The 16,954-nt window shown below is 67.9% G+C and carries 17 protein-coding genes; 3 read left to right on the forward strand and 14 right to left on the reverse strand.

Annotated features, from left to right (window positions below):
• Window positions 1-106 precede the first annotated feature (106 nt).
• The 12 genes from HDA45_RS14700 to HDA45_RS14755 form a co-directional block, all read right to left on the reverse strand.
• The gene (locus HDA45_RS14700; RefSeq protein ID WP_184895604.1) at window positions 107-1,825 is read right to left on the reverse strand and encodes a S8 family serine peptidase; all 1,719 of its coding nucleotides are present in this window, start codon (window positions 1,823-1,825) and stop codon (window positions 107-109) included.
• 76 nt (window positions 1,826-1,901) lie between these two features.
• Window positions 1,902-2,900 carry a dipeptide ABC transporter ATP-binding protein gene (locus HDA45_RS14705; RefSeq protein WP_184895606.1) on the reverse strand — a complete coding sequence of 333 codons (999 nt, stop codon included), beginning with the start codon at window positions 2,898-2,900 and terminating at the stop codon, window positions 1,902-1,904.
• Window positions 2,893-3,885, reverse strand: a complete 993-nt coding sequence (locus HDA45_RS14710) for an oligopeptide/dipeptide ABC transporter ATP-binding protein (RefSeq protein ID WP_184895608.1) — start codon at window positions 3,883-3,885, stop codon at window positions 2,893-2,895. Before HDA45_RS14710 ends, HDA45_RS14705 begins: the two co-directional genes overlap by 8 nt.
• 5 nt (window positions 3,886-3,890) lie before the next feature.
• Window positions 3,891-4,844 carry an ABC transporter permease gene (locus tag HDA45_RS14715; RefSeq protein WP_184895610.1) on the reverse strand — a complete coding sequence of 318 codons (954 nt, stop codon included), beginning with the start codon at window positions 4,842-4,844 and terminating at the stop codon, window positions 3,891-3,893.
• Entirely contained in the window at window positions 4,837-5,763 is a 927-nt protein-coding gene (locus HDA45_RS14720) for an ABC transporter permease (protein WP_184895612.1), read from the reverse strand. Before HDA45_RS14720 ends, HDA45_RS14715 begins: the two co-directional genes overlap by 8 nt.
• A 93-nt stretch (window positions 5,764-5,856) precedes the next feature.
• Window positions 5,857-7,473, reverse strand: a complete 1,617-nt coding sequence (locus HDA45_RS14725; RefSeq protein WP_184895614.1) for a peptide ABC transporter substrate-binding protein — start codon at window positions 7,471-7,473, stop codon at window positions 5,857-5,859.
• Between the two features lie 257 nt (window positions 7,474-7,730).
• Complete coding sequence (locus HDA45_RS14730; RefSeq protein WP_184895616.1) at window positions 7,731-8,684, reverse strand: Ppx/GppA phosphatase family protein; 954 nt, start codon at window positions 8,682-8,684, stop codon at window positions 7,731-7,733.
• Window positions 8,685-8,760: 76 nt separating this feature from the next.
• Complete coding sequence (locus HDA45_RS14735; protein ID WP_184895617.1) at window positions 8,761-9,918, reverse strand: lytic transglycosylase domain-containing protein; 1,158 nt, start codon at window positions 9,916-9,918, stop codon at window positions 8,761-8,763.
• 184 nt (window positions 9,919-10,102) lie between these two features.
• Window positions 10,103-10,579: a DUF501 domain-containing protein gene (locus HDA45_RS14740; RefSeq protein ID WP_378316478.1), complete on the reverse strand. Its 477-nt coding sequence runs from the start codon at window positions 10,577-10,579 to the stop codon at window positions 10,103-10,105.
• A 127-nt stretch (window positions 10,580-10,706) separates the two neighbouring features.
• Complete coding sequence (locus HDA45_RS14745; protein WP_221471973.1) at window positions 10,707-11,069, reverse strand: FtsB family cell division protein; 363 nt, start codon at window positions 11,067-11,069, stop codon at window positions 10,707-10,709.
• A 186-nt stretch (window positions 11,070-11,255) separates the two neighbouring features.
• Complete coding sequence (gene eno / locus HDA45_RS14750; protein WP_184895621.1) at window positions 11,256-12,542, reverse strand: phosphopyruvate hydratase; 1,287 nt, start codon at window positions 12,540-12,542, stop codon at window positions 11,256-11,258.
• 104 nt (window positions 12,543-12,646) lie between these two features.
• Entirely contained in the window at window positions 12,647-13,123 is a 477-nt protein-coding gene (locus HDA45_RS14755; protein WP_184895623.1) for a VOC family protein, read from the reverse strand.
• A gap of 72 nt (window positions 13,124-13,195) precedes the next feature.
• Between HDA45_RS14755 and HDA45_RS14760 the strand changes: the two genes are divergently transcribed.
• On the forward strand, window positions 13,196-13,609 hold the full coding sequence (locus tag HDA45_RS14760; RefSeq protein WP_184895625.1) for a tetratricopeptide repeat protein: 414 nt from the start codon (window positions 13,196-13,198) through the stop codon (window positions 13,607-13,609).
• 10 nt (window positions 13,610-13,619) lie between these two features.
• On the opposite strand, the gene HDA45_RS14765 is transcribed toward HDA45_RS14760, so the two are convergent.
• On the reverse strand, window positions 13,620-14,189 hold the full coding sequence (locus HDA45_RS14765) for a helix-turn-helix domain-containing protein (protein ID WP_184895627.1): 570 nt from the start codon (window positions 14,187-14,189) through the stop codon (window positions 13,620-13,622).
• A gap of 54 nt (window positions 14,190-14,243) precedes the next feature.
• Here HDA45_RS14765 and HDA45_RS14770 point away from each other — a divergent pair, with 54 nt between their 5' ends.
• Entirely contained in the window at window positions 14,244-15,164 is a 921-nt protein-coding gene (locus tag HDA45_RS14770; protein ID WP_184895628.1) for an FAD-dependent oxidoreductase, read from the forward strand.
• Here HDA45_RS14770 and HDA45_RS14775 read toward each other — a convergent pair.
• A complete protein-coding gene (locus HDA45_RS14775) occupies window positions 15,137-15,844 on the reverse strand; it encodes a lysozyme family protein (RefSeq protein ID WP_184895630.1) in 708 nt (235 codons plus the stop codon). The genes HDA45_RS14770 and HDA45_RS14775 overlap by 28 nt on opposite strands.
• A 263-nt stretch (window positions 15,845-16,107) precedes the next feature.
• Between HDA45_RS14775 and efeU the strand changes: the two genes are divergently transcribed.
• The gene (gene efeU, locus HDA45_RS14780) at window positions 16,108-16,950 is read left to right on the forward strand and encodes an iron uptake transporter permease EfeU (RefSeq protein WP_184895632.1); all 843 of its coding nucleotides are present in this window, start codon (window positions 16,108-16,110) and stop codon (window positions 16,948-16,950) included.
• Window positions 16,951-16,954: the final 4 nt, after the last annotated feature.

Raw genomic sequence — 16,954 nt, forward strand, 5'->3', positions numbered from 1 at the left:
ACCTTGGGGGACGGGCAGCGCGACCTGAAACTGACGAATCCGCACGCTCCCTGGCGGAAACGTGCGGATTCGTCAGTTCAGAGGTGGGTCAACTGCAGGCGGCCGGTCAGCCCCGGAGGTACCGGGAACCGTGCGTGACAGCCGACCAGGCGTCCACGGCGCCGTGACCGTAGAAGCCGTTGAACGAGGCGTCACCGGTGCAGGTCGCGGTGAACGACGCGTCCCGGCCCTCCTTCAGGTAGTCGACGGTCCGCGGCACCGGGCAGGCGATGTCCGAAGCCGTGCCCTCGAGCACCCGCTGCACCGCGTCCGGGTCCATCCCGAAGTCGCGCGAGCCCTTGCCGTACTGCGAAACGATGAGCGCCGCGACACCGGTCGCGTGCGGCGACGCCATCGACGTCCCCTGCAGCCACTGGTAGTAGCCGACGCGGCCGTCCGCGGCGGTCGCCTTCTGGACACCGGCGGTGACACCGGCGGGCGTGACGTTCCCGGCCGCGTCGATGTTGCCTTCCGCGACACCGACGTTGCGCGGGTACGTCGAGAGGATCTGGTTCTCGACCGTGCGGTACCACGGGGTGCCGAAGTAGTCACGGAAGTACCCGCCGGGCGCGGAGACCGAGATCTGCTCGACGCCGTAGTTCGAGTAGTCCGCCTTCGCCTGCGACGGGCCGAAGGACGAGACGCCGATCGTGTGCGGACCTTCGATGGGCAGCGAGAGGCAGCTGTTGTCGATCTGCCGCGGGTGCGTGCTGTTCGACGGGTAGCCCGGGCTCGACGCGTCCGGCTGCGGGGCGGCGAGGTCGCTGTGCTGGTTGCCCAGCGAGACGACCTGGGTGACGCCCTTGCGGTGCGCGTAGTTCAGCGCGCGGGTCGTCGCCTCGATGATGGTGCGCTGCTCGGCCTGCTGCGCGGGGGTGTCCGCGGGGTTCGCGGCGCAGTTGTACAGCCACGGGTCCGTGTAGAAGCTCATGTTGACGACGTCGACACCGGCGTCGCCCGCGTAGGTGATCGCGTCCACGGTCGACTGCAGGAAGAAGAAACCGGAGTCCTGCCCGGCGCGGATGTTCACCAGCGTCACGTTCGGCGCGACGCCCGAGACACCGAAGCCGTTCGCGGCGGCACCGATGGTGCCGGCGACGTGCGTGCCGTGCCCGTTGTCGTCGTGGTCCACCGGGTCCACGCAACCACGGAATTCACACGGACCGTCGACGACGGCGCCGTTGACGTCCGAGACGATGTCCTTCGTGAAGTTCCGCGACGCGGCGCGGTCGAAGTTCGGCGCGATGTCCGGGTGGCTCGCGTCGACACCGGTGTCGATGATGCCGACCTTCACCCGCTTGTCACCGGGCTGCTTGGTCCGCGAAAGGTCCGAACGGACCGACTTGAGGCCCCAGAGCTGATCGTCGAGCGGGTCCATGCCGACGCTCTTCGGCTGCGCGGGCTTCTTGGCCGACGCGGCGCCGCGGCTCTCCTTCTCGACGACGTTCGGCTTGACCTTCGCCTTGCCGTTCTTCGGCGCCGTCCCGATCGGCTTCGCTTTGGCCGCCCCGAAAACGGCGCGGTCCGCGGAGACCCGCTCGGCGAAACCGTTGGCGGGCGCGGTCGCGGTGATCAGGCCGACCGCGGCATTGCTGGTCACGACGGTGCCCCCGGCGGCGCGAACCGCCTTCTCCACGGAAGCGACACTTTGGCCTTCACGGGCCAGAACGGAGAATTCGGTCGCCGCACCGGAAAGCTGCGGTTGCGCGGAAGCCACCGGCGCGGCGACTATTGCCCCGAACAGCGGTACCGCCAGCGCGACGACAAGAGATCTGGATCTTTTCATTTCCTGCCTCCTGAAGAAAACGATTCATGAAAACTACGTCAGTGATCCCACACGATCAATGAAGTCCCTACGAAAGTCAGGGGACGACAGTTTTCTCCTCCGCGAAATGACAGGCGGACAAATGCCCGTCGGCCCGCGTGATCAATTCGGGCTCCTGATCGGCGCACAGGTCCCGCGCCTTCCAGCACCGGGTGCGGAACCGGCAGCCGGACGGTGGATCCAGCGGGCTGGGCACGTCGCCTTCCAGGCGGATCACCTGTCGCTGGCCACGTAACGCCGGATCCGCGACGGGCACCGCGGACAGCAGCGCCTGGGTATAGGGATGCGAAGGGTGTTTGTAGATCTCCTCCTCCGTCCCCATTTCCACGATCTTGCCGAGATACATCACCGCGACCCGCGTGGAAAGGTGACGGACAACGGACAGGTCGTGTGCGATGAACACATAGGAAAGGCCGAATTCGTTCTGCAGTTCCCCGAGCAGGTTCATCACCTGCGCCTGAATCGAAACGTCCAGCGCGGAAACCGGTTCGTCGCAGATGATGACCTTCGGCCGCAGTGCCAGCGCCCGCGCGATCCCGATACGCTGGCGCTGTCCACCGGAGAATTGGTGCGGATAGCGGTTGATGTGCTCGGGGTTCAGCCCGACGACGTCGAGCAGCTCCCGCACCTTCGCCGCCCGAGACCCCTTCGGCGCCACTTCGGTGTGGATCTCGAAGGGTTCGCCGATGATGTCGCCGACGGTCATCCTCGGGTTCAGCGAGGTGTACGGATCCTGCAACACGATCTGGATCTCACGCCGCAGCTTCCTGAGTTCGGCTCCCCGCAACGAGAAGATGTCGCGGCCTTCGAAGGTCGCGAGCCCGCCCGTCGGTTCCTCCAGCCGCATCAGCACCTGGGCCAAAGTGGACTTGCCGCAGCCGGATTCCCCCACCACGCCGAGTGTTTCCCCCGGCATGAGGTCGAAGGAAACCCCGTCGACGGCCTTCACGTGGCCGATCGTGCGCTTGAACAGGATCCCGGCCCGCACCGGGAAGTACTTCACCAGGTTCTCGACCCGCAGAATGGGCTCAGACACGATCGCTCACCACCTCGTCGGCGAAGTGACAGGCGCTGACCCTGCCGAAACCGAGGGCGCGCAGGGCGGGCCGTTCGGACTCGCACCGGCTCTCCGCCCGGGGACAGCGCGGATGGAACGGACAACCGGACGGGACGTTCAACAGGCTCGGCGGCAGGCCCTTGATGGTCTCCAGCGTCTGCCCCTTGAGGTCGAGCCGCGGCAGCGAGGCCATCAGCGCCTCGGTGTAGGGATGCCCCGGCGAGCGGAACAACTCGGCGACGTCGGCCTGTTCGACGATCCGGCCCGCGTACATCACCGCGATCCGGTCGGCGACCTCGGCGACCACCGCGAGATCATGGGTGATCAGGATCAGCCCCATCCGCCGCTCGGCCTGGATCTCCGCCAGCAGGTCCATGATCTGGGCCTGCACGGTGACGTCGAGCGCGGTCGTCGGCTCGTCGGCGATCAGCAGATCCGGGTCGAGCGCGAGCGACATGGCGATCATCGCGCGCTGCCGCATCCCGCCGGAGAACTGGTGCGGGTACTCGCGGATCCGCCGGGCGGCGGCCGGGATACGCACGATGTCGAGCAGTTCGATCGCCCGTTTACGAGCATCCTTTTTGGACATACCGAGCCGGACCCGCAGCTGCTCCTCGATCTGGAACCCCACGGTGAAAACGGGATTCAGCGCGGAGAGCGCGTCCTGGAAGATCATCGCGATCTCCCCGCCCCGCACCTCCCGCCGCCGTTCCTCGGTGGCGGTGAGCAGATCCTCGCCGCGGTAGCGGACGGCGCCACCGGTGACGACGGCGGGCGGACTGTCGAGGATTCCCATCACCGTCTGGGCGGTCACGCTCTTGCCCGAGCCCGATTCTCCCAGCACGGCAAGGGTTTCCCCGGCGTGCACGGAGTAGTCGACCCCGTTGAGCACGGTCGCGACACCGTCCGAGGTCCGGAACTCGACGTGGAGGTCTTCCACTTCCAGCAGTAGTTCGTCGGTCACGGCGATCACCGGGCCTTCGGGTCGAGGGCGTCGCGGATCCCGTCACCGAGCATGACGAACGCGAGCACGGTGATGGTGACGAACCCGGCCGGGAACAACAGCATGTGCGGATTCACCCGGAAGTAGTCCCGTGCGTCGCTGATCATCACGCCCCACGAAACGACCGGTGGCCGCACGCCGACGCCGAGGTAGGCCAACGTCGCCTCCGCGCCGATGAACGCGCCGAGCGCGATGGTCCCGTAGACCAGCACCGGGGCGACCGTGTTGGGCAGCAGGTGCCGGAACACGATGCGCGGGGTGCTGGCGCCGAGCCCGCGCGCGGCCTTGACGTAGTCGAGCTGCTTGGCCACCAGCGTCGCCGACCGCATGATGCGCATCGCCACCGGCCAGCTCAGCGCCGCGATCGAAACGACCACCTGCACGATGATGGTGACCGCGCCGGGGTTCGTACCGGGGGCGTTGAACGTCGTCAGGATGACGATGGCGCCGAGCACGAACGGCAGTGCCGCGAAGATGTCGCCGATCCGGGAGAACAGGCTGTCGACGAGGCGGCCGTAGTACCCGGCGATGATCCCGACGATCGAGCCGATCAGGATCGTCAGCACCGTCGCGAAGACACCGACGAGCAGCGACGCCCGCGCGCCGTGGATGGTCCGCGCGTAGACGTCGTAACCCTGGTTGTCGTAACCGAACCAGGCGTCCGCGGACGGTCCTTCGTTGGCGTGGGTCAGATCGCTGAACCCGGCCGGACGGGAGCTGAACAGGTCGGGCGCGATCGCGACGAGCACCACGAACACGATGATGACGGCGGAAATGAGGAAGGATGGCCTGCGGCGCAACGTCCGCCAGGCGTCGCCGCCGAGACTGCGCGGCTTGTGCGCCACCGCGGAATCATCGGCGACGCCTGCGGCCGCGACGTCCACAGAGGACACACCACCGGCCACGTTCGGGTCAGTCATAACGGATCCTCGGGTCGAGAACGGCATAGAGCAGGTCGACGGTGAGACTCACCAGCAGGTAGACCATCACCAGCAGGACGACGACGCCGGTGACGGTGGCGCCCTCCCGGTTCTGGATACCGCGGAAGATGAGCCCGCCGATGCCGTTGATGTTGAACACGCCTTCGGTGACGATGGCCCCGCCCATGAGCGCGCCGATGTCGGTGCCGATGAAGGTCAGCACCGGGATCACCGAGTTCCGGAGCAGGTGGACGCCGACGACGCGGCTGCGTGGCTGTCCTTTCGCGACGGCCGTGCGGACGTAGTCGGCGTGCCGGTTCTCCGCGATACTCGTCCTGGTCAGCCGGGCGATGTACGCCATGGACAGGCTTCCCAGCGCGATTCCGGGCACGATGAGTTCGCCGACCGTGGCGTCCTCGGAGACGCTCGCGTCGATGATGCCCAGTTCCGAACCCAGGATGATCTGCAGCACGATCGCGGTGACGAACACCGGGACCGAGATCAGGAACGTGGTGGACATCAGCACGAGGTTGTCGAGGAAACCCTTGCCGCGCAGGCCGGTCAGGATGCCGGCGGACAACCCGATGATCGCCTCGATGGCCACCGCGATGAGCGCGAGCCGGACGGTCACCGGATAGGCGTTCCCGATCAGCTCGCCGACCGAGACACCGTTGAAGGTCTCGCCCCAGTCGCCGGTGAACAGGTTCCCGAGGTATTTGAAGTACTGGACGAAGATCGAATCGTCGAGGTTGAACTTCGCGGTCATCATCTCGACGTAGGCGGGCGGGCAGGCGACCTGACCGCATTTGCCCGCGAACGGGTCGCCGGGCACCGCCCACACGAGGGCGTAGATGAGGAAAGTGGTGCCGAAGAAGACCGGGATGAGCTGGAGCAGTCGTCGGAGGATGTACTGGGACATGGGCGTGCCGTCCTGGGGATCGCGTGGTGGGAGCTGGGGATTCGGCCCGCCGGGAGTGGTGATCCGCCACTCCCGGCAGGCACGACCACGCGGTTACTTCGCGGCGACCTCGATGGACGAGTAGTCCGCGAGACGGCCGAAGTCGAGCTTCGCGACCTTCAGCCGGTTCGACTTGCCACCGACACCCTTCTCTTCCCACACGGGGATCTGCGGCAGATCCTTCGCGATCAGGTCCTCCGCCTGCTGGTACAGCTTGATCGCGGCCGCCTTGTCGGCGGTCTGGTCCGCCTGCTGCAGGAGCGCGTCGACGGCGGGGCTGTTGTACGTCGAGTCGTTCGACGAACCGGTGCTCTTGTAGCGCGGGTTCAGGTAGTTCTCGATCGACGGGTAGTCGGCCGACCAGTCGGAGCGGCCCATCCCGGTCAGCTGCCTGCCGTTGACGATGCTGCGCCACTGGCCGAAGTCGGTCGCCGGCACGAAGTCGCATTCGACGCCGAGCGCGTTCTTGATACTGTTGCACGCCGCGACCAGCGGTTCCTTACGGCCGCCGTCGGCGTTCGACGCGATGGTCAGCTTGCCGGTGTAGCCGGACTTCGCCCAGAACTCCTTGGCCTTCACCGGATCGAACTTGCAGAACTCGCAGACGCCGGGCCGGTAGCCCTCGATCCCGCGCGACACGTAGCCGTCGGCGGGCGAGTAGGTGTCGTTCATGACCGTCTTGACGATCTGCTCGCGGTCGATGGCCAGCGAGATCGCCTTGCGCAGGTCCAGGTTGTTGTAACCCGGGACGTAGTACGGGATGGCGAGCGCGCTGATGCCGAGCAGGTTCCCTTCGACCAGACGCTCACCGAGGTCGGTCTTGTACTTCCCGCCGGCCTTCGCCGCGGGCGGGAGCGCCTCCATGAAGTCGAGGCGGTTGCTCAACAGGTCCTGGTACGCGGTTTCCTGGCTGGTGTAGATGCGGACTTCCAGGTCCTTGAACTTGACCTTGTCCTCGCCCTGGTACTCGTCGTACCGCGTGAGCTTCATGTTCTGGTTCGGCGTGCGCGAAACGAACTTCAGCGGTCCGTTTCCGATCGGGGCCTTGGCGAAGGCCTCCGGGTCGGCGAAGAACTTGTCCGGCAGCGGCGCGAAGGCGAGGTAGCCGATCTTGGTGGCGAACACCGAGAACGGGCCCTTCAGGGTCACCTGGAACTCGTGGTCGCCCACGACCTTGAGCCCGGACATCTCCTTGACGGCCGGTTCCTTCACGCTGATCTCGTCGTAGCCCTGGATCTGCTCGAAGAAGGACGCGTTCTGCATGCCGTTCTTGCCGTTCGCGCTGTAGTTCCACGCGTCGACGAAGTTCTTGGCCTTGACCTCGGTCCCGTCGTGGAACTTCCAGCCCTTTTTGATCTTGATGTCGAAGACCTTCGAATCGGTCGTGGTGATCGATTCGGCCATCAGGTTGTACGGCTCGGCGGTGTCGGATTTGTAGCCGATCAGCGCCGAGAAAACCGGCTTCAGAGCCTTGGACCCACCGAGTTCGTTGGTGTTGGCGGGAATCAGCGTGTTCTCCGGCTCGGTGCCGTAGACCGAAACCGCCGCGTTGGCGTCGGCGGCGCCGGATCCCTTGTCTTCCTTGGACCCACCACCTCCACAGGCCGTCAGCAGCAGGGCCGCCGTGGCCACCACCGCCGTCGCTCCCCAGAACCCGCGTGAAGCCCGCATGTCCCCTCCAACTCTCGTCGTCGGATAGTCCGGCGAGCGCTGGTCGCGCCCCACCGCCCAGAAGGTGAGACGACGCTATGGGACAGGTGAAGCCGATCACAGTGCGTTGGTGTTGCAAATGTGTGACGGTCTCCCGGACCACCCGGTTAGAGCACAACCTTGGTAGGAACGGCCCTGGGCCGAATGGTCTAATCCGGACTGGAGGTCACCACTTGATCACCGAAAGAAATGGCTTCACGTAAGAGAAAACCCGGCGATCAGGCGAGAGACAGGGCAATCCCGTCGAGGATGTCGTGCTCGGAGATCACCAGTTCGCCGGGACCACAGCGCGTGGCGAACTGCTCGGCCAGCACCTGCACGATCACCGAGCCGCCGCCGATCACGTCGACCCGGCCGGGGTGGATCACCGGGTTCGCGGCGCGGGTCGCGTGGTCGGCCGTGAGGAGCGACTGCGCGACGCTGTCGATGTCCGCGCGGGAGAGCTTGGAGAGGTGGGTGCGCTCCGAGTCGTACTCCGAAAGCCCCTGCGCCACGGCCGTCAGGGTCGTGACCGTCCCCGCGACACCGATCCAGGTCTTGGCGGTGGACACGTCCACGACGTCGAAGGCCTCGGTGAGCACCTTGGCGGCCAGCTCACGGGCTTCGGCGATCTCGTCGGCTGTCGGCGGGTCGGATTTCAGCGCGCGTTCGGTGATCCGCACGCAGCCGATGTCGACCGACTTGGCCGCGATGACCTCGGCCTTGCGGCCGTCCCAGGTGCCGACCACGAGTTCGGTCGAGCCGCCGCCGACGTCGACCACCACGAAGGGGCCGTCTTCGGGATCCTGCTCGCCGACGGCGCCGGTGAAGGAGAGCCGGGCCTCTTCGTCACCGCTGATCACTTCGGCCTCTGTCCCGAGCACCTCGCGCGTCATCGCGAAGAACTCGTCGCGGTTGCTCGCGTCGCGGGTCGCCGAAGTCGCGACCATGCGGACCTTCTCCACACCCTTGCGCCGCGCGGCGATCGTGTAGTCGGCCAGCGCCTTGCGGGTGCGCTCGAGCGCCTCGGGGGCGAGCTTGCCGGTGGCGTCCACACCCTGGCCGAGCCGGACGATCCGCATCTCGCGGTGCAGGTCGCGCAGGTCGACCGTCCCGTCGTGGCGGGGGGTCAGCTCGGCGACGAGCAGACGGATGGAGTTGGTCCCACAGTCGATCGCGGCAACACGAGGCATACCCCGGAGATTACAGCGGAGCGAAGCTTCTCCGTTGAGGGCGGTGGCGGGGGCATGGATGGATAGACAATGCCGATCAGGTGGGTTTAGTGCTGTTGCTCGTCGATGACACCGTCGTGGTCGTCGTGGTCGTCGTCGGTGAGGAACAGGTCGTCGGCGGCGACGGAGTCGGAGTCGTGGTCGTCGGGCTCGTTGTCGGACTCGGGGTCGTCTCCGTCACGGTGACCGTCGGACAGCGCGGCAACGGCGTGCTCGTCGGCGGCGTCGACGAAGACGACGAAGTGCTCGTCCCCGGCAAAGGCGTCGAAGGCGGCGTCACCGAACCGGGCGGCGTCGACGGCACCGGAGGCGGCGGCACCGAGGCGGGCGGCGGGGCGGCCCCGGCGTTCGGCGCGCCGATGGGCACCCTGCTGTCCGGTGTCGGCAGCACCCCCGTGCGGTAGGCCTCGGCCCAGATCAGCACGGTGTTCACGTACGTGTCGGAGTTGTTGTAGCGGAAGACGGCCGCGCGCAACTGGTCCGGTTTGGACAGATCGAGCCCGCCGGAGCACAGGTACCGGCCGGTACCCAGCGCCGCGTCGAAGATGTTGTTCGGATTGGACTCGCCGTCGCCGTTTCCGTCGGAGGCGTAGCCCGCCCAGGTCGACGGGATGAACTGCGTCGGGCCGACGGCGCGGTCCCACACCGTGTCGCCGTCGTACTTGCCGCCGTCGGTGTCCGGGATGGCCGCGAACGGGCCGGCGCCGTTGAGCTGCGGGCCGAGGATCGGTTCGAGCGTGTTGCCCTTGGCGTCGACGTAGCCGCCGCGCGCGTGGTTGGACTCGATGCGGCCGATGCTCGCGATCAGCGCCCAGTCGATGTGACAGCCGGGCTGTTCGGCGATGAGGATGTCGGCGGCGTTGCGGTACGCGGCGAGCGCGGTGACCGGGATGCCGAGCGGTCCGTTGGGGAGTTCGTCCGCGGGGAGCGGGAGCGGGGTCGGCGCGTCCGGCAGGCTGCCGTCGACGCCGATCTGCCGGACCAGGGGGTTCTTCGGGTCATACCCGCCGACGAGGGCGACGTTGTCGGAATGGATCGTGCTCGCCGTCGCGGCCCAGCTGCCGGCACCGACGACCGCGGCACCGGCCGGAACGATGGCGAGGACACCTCCGGTCACCGCGGCGATCGTGCGGTGCCGGAGACAGAGTCTCCGGACATGACCGGTCACCGCGCCTGGCACGTGCCTCACGCGCATACCTCAGAACCCTCCCCGGCGGATCGCGATCCGGCGATCCGGTACTTGCCCACCCCGACGACCACAACTGGTGCCCAGCCTGCCGCATGCGGTGACCGGTTTCACCCCATAGGGGAGGACCAGTTGGTCGACAACGGGTGAATTAACCCACCTGGAGGAACTATCTGTACACCGGGGGCGGGTGTTACCCCTGGCAGTCGCCCGAGGGCCACCCGTTCGACTTGAGCAGCGCGAGGGTCTCGTCCCCGAACGGGTTCACCCCGGGGCCGACGGCGAGCGTATGCGCCAAGTGGACGTGCAGGCATTTGACGCGTCCGGGCATCCCGCCCGCGCTGACCTCGTGGCCGAGCGAGTCGATGGCGTCGCGTTCGGCGAGGTAGCTCTCGTGGGTCCGCTGGTAGGTGGCCGCCAGCTCGGGGTCCTCCGCGAGCCGGTCGGTCATCTCCTTCATCAGCCCGGACGCCTCGAGCGTGCCGACCATCGAGGTCAGCTTCGGGCAGGTCAAGTAGTAGAGCGTCGGGAAGGGGGTGCCGTCGTCGAGGCGGGGGCTGGTCTGCACGACCGACGGGTGGCCGCTCGGGCAGCGCGCGGCGACGGCGCGCAGCGCACGGGGTGCCCGGCCGAGCTGTTCCGCGATGATCTCGCGGTCGGCGTCGGTCACAGGCTCGTATGAAGACTTTTCCGTGCTGTTCACGCCCACAAGGTTAACGGGGGGCCGAAGGGAGCTTTCCTCGCATAGGACGTGGTGAAAGCTCCCTTCACCGCGTCGCATGCGGCGATGGTCCCCTTCAGCCGCCCGCGACCTGATCCCACAGCTTCTCGTACCAGGAGCCCGCGGGCACCGGCTGCTGACCTTGCGGCTCTCCCTGCTCGGGCGCCTTGTCCTCGGGCAGCTGCACGATGTACGGCGTCTCGCCGGGCTTGACGAAACCGAAGCGTTTACGCGCCTCCGCCTCGATCTGCGCGGGGTCGCTCAGCTCGGCCTTGCGGCCTTCCAGCTGGGCGACGCCCCGCTGCAGCTCGGACTGCAACTGCTGCTGCTCGGTCACCTCGGACTTCTGGCTGAGGTACGTGCGCAGCGGGACGGCGATGGTGAACGCGAGCGCGCACACCACGATCGCCACCACAGCGGCCCGGCGGGTGGTGGACATGCCGAGCACCTTCGCGGCACCCGATGCCCGTTTCGCCGCCAGGCTGCGGCGCAGCCGGGTTCGGGCGCGGACCTCCGTCGTCGTCGTGCGACGGGCGCGCTCGGGACGGCGGCCCCTGCCGGAGCCACCTCCGTCCGCGCGCCCGTTACGACGGGTCCGCGCCCTCCCCCGGTCCGCCATCGCTGGTTATCCCTCGGCGCTGAACCGGGGAAATGCCAGGTCGCCGGCGTAGCGTGCCGCGTCGGCGAGGGTCTCCTCGATCCGGAGCAGCTGGTTGTACTTGGCGATCCGCTCGCCGCGCGCCGGGGCGCCGGTCTTGATCTGGCCGACGCCGGTCGCGACGGCCAGGTCGGCGATGAAGGTGTCCTCGGTCTCGCCGGACCGGTGGCTCATCATCGACTTGTAGCCGTACGAGGTGGCCAGCGAGATCGCGTCGAGGGTCTCCGACAGCGTGCCGATCTGGTTGACCTTCACCAGCAGCGCGTTGGCGGCGCGGCGGGTGATGCCCTCCTCGAGGCGATCCGGGTTCGTGACGAACAGGTCGTCGCCGACGATCTGGACCTTCTCGCCGACCTCGGCGGTCAGCTGGACCCAGCCGTCCCAGTCGTCCTCGCTCAGCGGGTCCTCGATGGACACGAGCGGGTAGTCGCGCAGCAGCTCGGCGTAGTAGGCCGACATCTGCTCCGCGCTCTTCTTCGCGCCTTCGAAGGTGTACGCGCCGTCGGAGTAGAACTCCGTCGCGGCGACGTCGAGCGCGAGCGCGACGTCGCGGCCCGGGGCGTATCCGGCCTTCTCGATCGCCTGAAGGATCAGGTCGAGTGCCTCGCGGTTGTTCTTCAGGCTGGGCGCGAAGCCGCCTTCGTCGCCGAGGCCGGTCGCCAGGCCGCGGCCCTTCAGGACCGACTTCAGCGAGTGGTAGACCTCGGTGCCCCAGCGCAGGGCCTCGCGGAACGACTCGGCGCCGATCGGCGCGATCATGAATTCCTGGATGTCCACATCGGTGTCGGCGTGCGCGCCACCGTTGAGGATGTTCAGCATCGGCACCGGCAGCACGTGCGCGTTCGGCCCGCCGAGGTAGCGGAACAGCTCCAGTTCGGCGGAGTCGGCGGCCGCCTTCGCGACGGCGAGCGAAACGCCGAGGATGGCGTTCGCGCCGAGGCGGCCCTTGTCCGGGGTGCCGTCGAGGTCGACCAGCTTCTGGTCGACGATGCGCTGGTCGACGGCGTCGGTGCCGACCAGATCCGGGCCGATCTCGTCCAGGACGGCCGCGACCGCGCGCTCGACACCCTTGCCGTTGTACCGGCCGGTGTCGCCGTCACGCAGCTCGACGGCTTCGTGTTCGCCGGTGGACGCACCCGAGGGGACCGCGGCCCGCGCCAGCGTGCCGTCGTCGAGAGCCACCTCCACTTCGACCGTCGGGTTGCCTCGCGAGTCCAGAATCTCGCGAGCGCCTACCTGCTCGATGAGCGCCACGCCATGCTCCTCATGTGGGTTGTGCCTGCGGTGACCGGGCCCAGCCTAGCCGTCGGCGTCGTTCACCCGTTGGAGGCACGCGCCACATCGCACGGCGCCAGTACCTATTCGGTGGGTGGTTCACCTGCGCGGACTTCCCGCCAGCCCGACGGGAGCTCGACGGTGTCGGAGAACTGCTGCCAGAAAGTCCAGCTGTTGCCGCCGATGTCGGAGACGGTGAACACGCGGGCGCCGTAGGGCTGATCCTGCGGCGCGTCGAGGTCGGCGTCTTCGCCCAGGGCGGCGCGCACCCGCTCGTACTGCGCGTCGGCGTCGGGGACGTAAACGATGTTCAGCTGGCCGACAGGGCCGTCGACGCCCTTGGCCGCCCAGTATTCGGGACCGACCCCGGCCAGCTGGATCTTCGCCGGGCCCGCGCACAACGTGGCCTGGAACACCTCGCCGGAGGCGTCGGCGAACCGTACCTCCTCGGTGAACCCGAACACTCTGACCAGCCACGCGACCGCTTCGGTCGCGTCGGCGTAGTAGAGGTACGGCGCGAGACCGAGGTATTCGGGCCTGTCCTCTTCGGCACTGCTCATGGCAAGACAGTCCACCATGACCGTTTCAGCTCCTCGTGGACGGCCCTGCCCAGGGGTATCGTGGAGCGGACCATGATGGATGCCGAACCCGCCCCAGAACCCGGTCCGGACTCGTCCGGCGAATCGCGGTTCCGTGCCTTCCGACAGGCGGAGGCCCTGGTCGAAAGCCGCAGGCCGCTCGACGCCCTCAAGGCCCTCCAGCCGTTGCTGGAGGAGGAAACCGACAAGCCGAGCGTGCAGTTGCTGGCGGGCCGCGCGTACTTCCACTCCGCACAGTTGCGGCGGGCCGAGCGGGCCTTCACCCGGGTGCTGGAACTGGACCCCACCGATCATTACGCGCGGTTCGTACTCGGGCGCACCCTCCAGCGCCTCGGACGGCTGACCGAGGCGCTCGCGCAGATGCGGATCGCGTCGGCGATGCATCCGATCCCGGAATACCTGGAAGCGATCAGCGAGGTCAGCGCGCGGATCGCGTTGCGCGACTGACCCCGGGGCCTCAGGTGGACTTGGCCCGCAGGTGGGCCCGCTCGCCCTGTTTGCCGAACAGCACCAGCAGCTCCACCGGCCCCGGCCCCGCGCTCCCGAACCAATGCGGCACCCGCGTGTCGAACTCGGCCGCCTCGCCGGGCCCCATCGTGAAGTCGCGATCGCCGAGCACCGCCCGCAACCGTCCACTGAGGACGTACATCCACTCGTAGCCCTCGTGCGTCCGTTGCACCGGTTCGATGTTCTCGACGGGGATCAGCAGTTTGAACGCCTGCGGCTGACCCGGCTGCGCGCTCAGCGACCAGGCGGTGAACCTGCCGAACTTCCGCGGTTTCATCCGGATCCGGGGATCGGACGGCTCGGGTTCGCCGACCAGTTCGTCGAGCGGGACCTTGTGTGCCTCCGACAGCGTCAGCAGCAGCTCCAGCGTGGCCTTCCGGGTGCCCGATTCGAGCCGCGAGAGCGTACTGGCGGAGATCCCCGTCGCCTCCGAGAGCGCGGAGAGGGTGGTGCCGCGTTCCTTGCGGAGCTGCTTGAGCCTCGGGCCGACCTCGGCGAGCCGCCGTTCGATGTCCTCCATGTCTCCAGTTTGCCAAACCGGCAATGAACTTTGCCAGATCTCGGCCGGAGACGGATGCTCGGCCGTATGAACAGCGAATTCGACGTGGTGATCATCGGCGGTGGTGTCGCGGGCCTGAGCGCGGCGTTGGTACTGGGCAGGGCGCGGCGCAAGGTCGCTGTGATCGACGGTGGCACGCCGCGCAACGCCCCGGCCGCGCACGCGCAGGGTTTCCTGACCAGGGACGGCATCCCGCCCCGAGAACTCTTGGCGATAGGCCGTGACGAGGTGCGCGGATACGGCGTGGAGATCATCGAGGACGTCGTCCACCGGCTGCGGCACGACAAAGCGGTGGAACTGGCGAGCGGCCGGGTCGTCAGCGGGCGCCGGATCGTGATGACCACCGGGCTGGCCGACGAACTGCCCGACGTCCCCGGCGTCGCGGAGCGTTTCGGCGCCGACGTGCTGCACTGCCCGTACTGCCACGGCTGGGAAGTGCGCGATCAGCGCTTCGGCGTGCTCGCCACCTCCGAGAAGTCGGTCCACCAGGCGCTGATCGTCTGGCAGTGGAGCAAGGACCTGACGTTCTTCACGCACACACAGCAGATCTCGGCCGAGGACCGGGAGAAGCTGACCGGGCTGGGCATCCGGATCGTCGACGGGAAGGTGTCCGAACTCGCCGTCGAAGACGACCGTCTGACCGGGGTCCGGCTCGTGGACGGCGAACTCGTCGAACGCGACGTCGTGTTCGTCGGCCCGAAGTTCGTCCCGCACGACAGGCTTCTCACCCAGATCGGCTGTTCGCGCACCGAAGACGGTTTCGTCGCGGTGGATGCGCAGGGCAGGACGGACGTGGACGGGGTATGGGCGGCGGGCAACGTCGTCGATCCGATGGCGCAACTGGTCGTCGCGGCCGGCGACGCCTACCGGATGGCGTCGGCGCTCAACTTCGATCTGGTGCTCGAGGATCAGGGCGCGACGCTGGCGTCCGCGTAGGCGTCGGCCGCGCTGAAGACTTCCTGGGCGTAGGGAACGGCGGGGTCGAACGTCCGGATCGACTTCCACCAGCCCGCCGGGGTGGCGACGTCGTCACCAGCGGCGCACAGGTAACGCGCGGTGGCGAAAGCGGCGTCGTCGAGGTCCTTCGGATCCGGCTGCTTCCCGTCGCTTCTGGCCCGGACGGCCTGCTTGGCCCACACGTCGGGCGGGAGCGTGATCGGGCCGGGCCTGCCCTGCGCCGCTTCGACATGGGCGATGCCGGCGAGCGTCGCCCACGAGAGGTGACAGCCCGGCTTCTGCCGCCGGAGCCACATCTCGGCCCGGCCGTAGGCGGACAGATCGGTGGCGGCGAGCCGGGTCTTCCCGGCCACCCGGTGCGCCCAGGTCTCGAGTTCGGCCGCGTCGGAAACGGTGGGCCGGTCGGGCGGCGCGGCAAGCCCCGCTCGCGGCGTCGCCACCCCCGGCTGCGGCTTCTGATCGGGAACCGGGAGCGCGGCCTGCGGTTCCGCGGGCGGTGGCGGCTCCTCCCCGCCCGGCCGGTGCACACCGACGGTCATGATCAGCACCACGCCGGTGAGCACGAGCCCGCCCGCGAAAGCGAGCCTGGGGACGTACGGCGGCAGAGGGCGCGCTGGATGCTCCGGGGCGTCGATGCTCGACTGGGTGGTTTCGGCCACCCGGTCAGGTTACTTCGCCACGCTGTCGGGGGATGACCCATTCGGATGAGCAGGCCAGCAGACGGTAAATCGGCGAGCGTGGCGCTGATTCGTTATGTGATCTGCGTAGTGCGCGCTGACCTGCGGATGCTCTCCGGGCGCCCGTCCGATCAAGGTCTGTTCAAGTGTTTCGTCCGCATTCGCCGCCACCCCGCTGAGCTGGACTTTCAGGCAAGGCTTACCTAAAACCATGAGGTTCAGTCAGGACGACCAGGGAGAACGACGTGTGGTTCGCGAGTGCGCTCATCGGCCTGCGTGAAGGCCTCGAAGCGGCACTCGTCGTCAGCATCCTCGTCGCGTTCCTGGTCAAGACCGAACGACGGCACGCGCTGCGCTGGGTGTGGCTCGGTGTCGGTGTCGCGGTCCTGCTGTCGGTCGGGGTCGGCGCGATCCTCACCTACTCCACCGCCCAGTTGTCCTTCGAGCAGCAGGAACTGCTCGGCGGCACCCTGTCGATCGTCGCGGTCGGATTCGTGACGGCGATGATCTTCTGGATGCGCAAGGCGTCGAGGACGATCGCTGCCGAGCTGCGCGGGAAGCTGGACGAAGCGCTCGACGTGGGCCCTGTCGCCGTCCTCGTCCTGTCTTTCTTCGCCGTCGGCCGCGAAGGCCTGGAGACGGCGGTGTTCTTCTACTCCACCGTGCAGACCGCCCAGGGCGGCACGACCGAACCGCTGATCGGTTTCACCGCGGGCATTCTCACCGCGATCGTGCTGGCGTACCTGATCTACCGCGGCGCCGTCCGGTTCGACCTCGGCAAGTTCTTCACGATCACCGGTGTCCTGCTGGTGTTCGTCGCGGCGGGCGTACTCGGCTACGGCCTGCACGACCTGCAGGAAGCCGCCTTCCTGCCCGGTTTGACCACGCTCGCGTTCGACGCGTCGGCCGTGCTGCCCGAGACCAGCTGGTACGGCGCGCTGCTCAAGGGGATCTTCAACTATTCGCAGCAGACGACGGTCCTGCAGGCCGTCGCGTGGGTCGCGTACGTGGCGATCGTGCTGCCGCTGTTCCTCAGGCCCAAGAAGAAGGTCGTGACGGCTCCCGTCGCGGCCGCGATCAAGGAGTGACCAC

This window comes from Amycolatopsis umgeniensis (genome assembly GCF_014205155.1).
GTDB classification, from domain to species: Bacteria; Actinomycetota; Actinomycetes; order Mycobacteriales; family Pseudonocardiaceae; genus Amycolatopsis; species Amycolatopsis umgeniensis.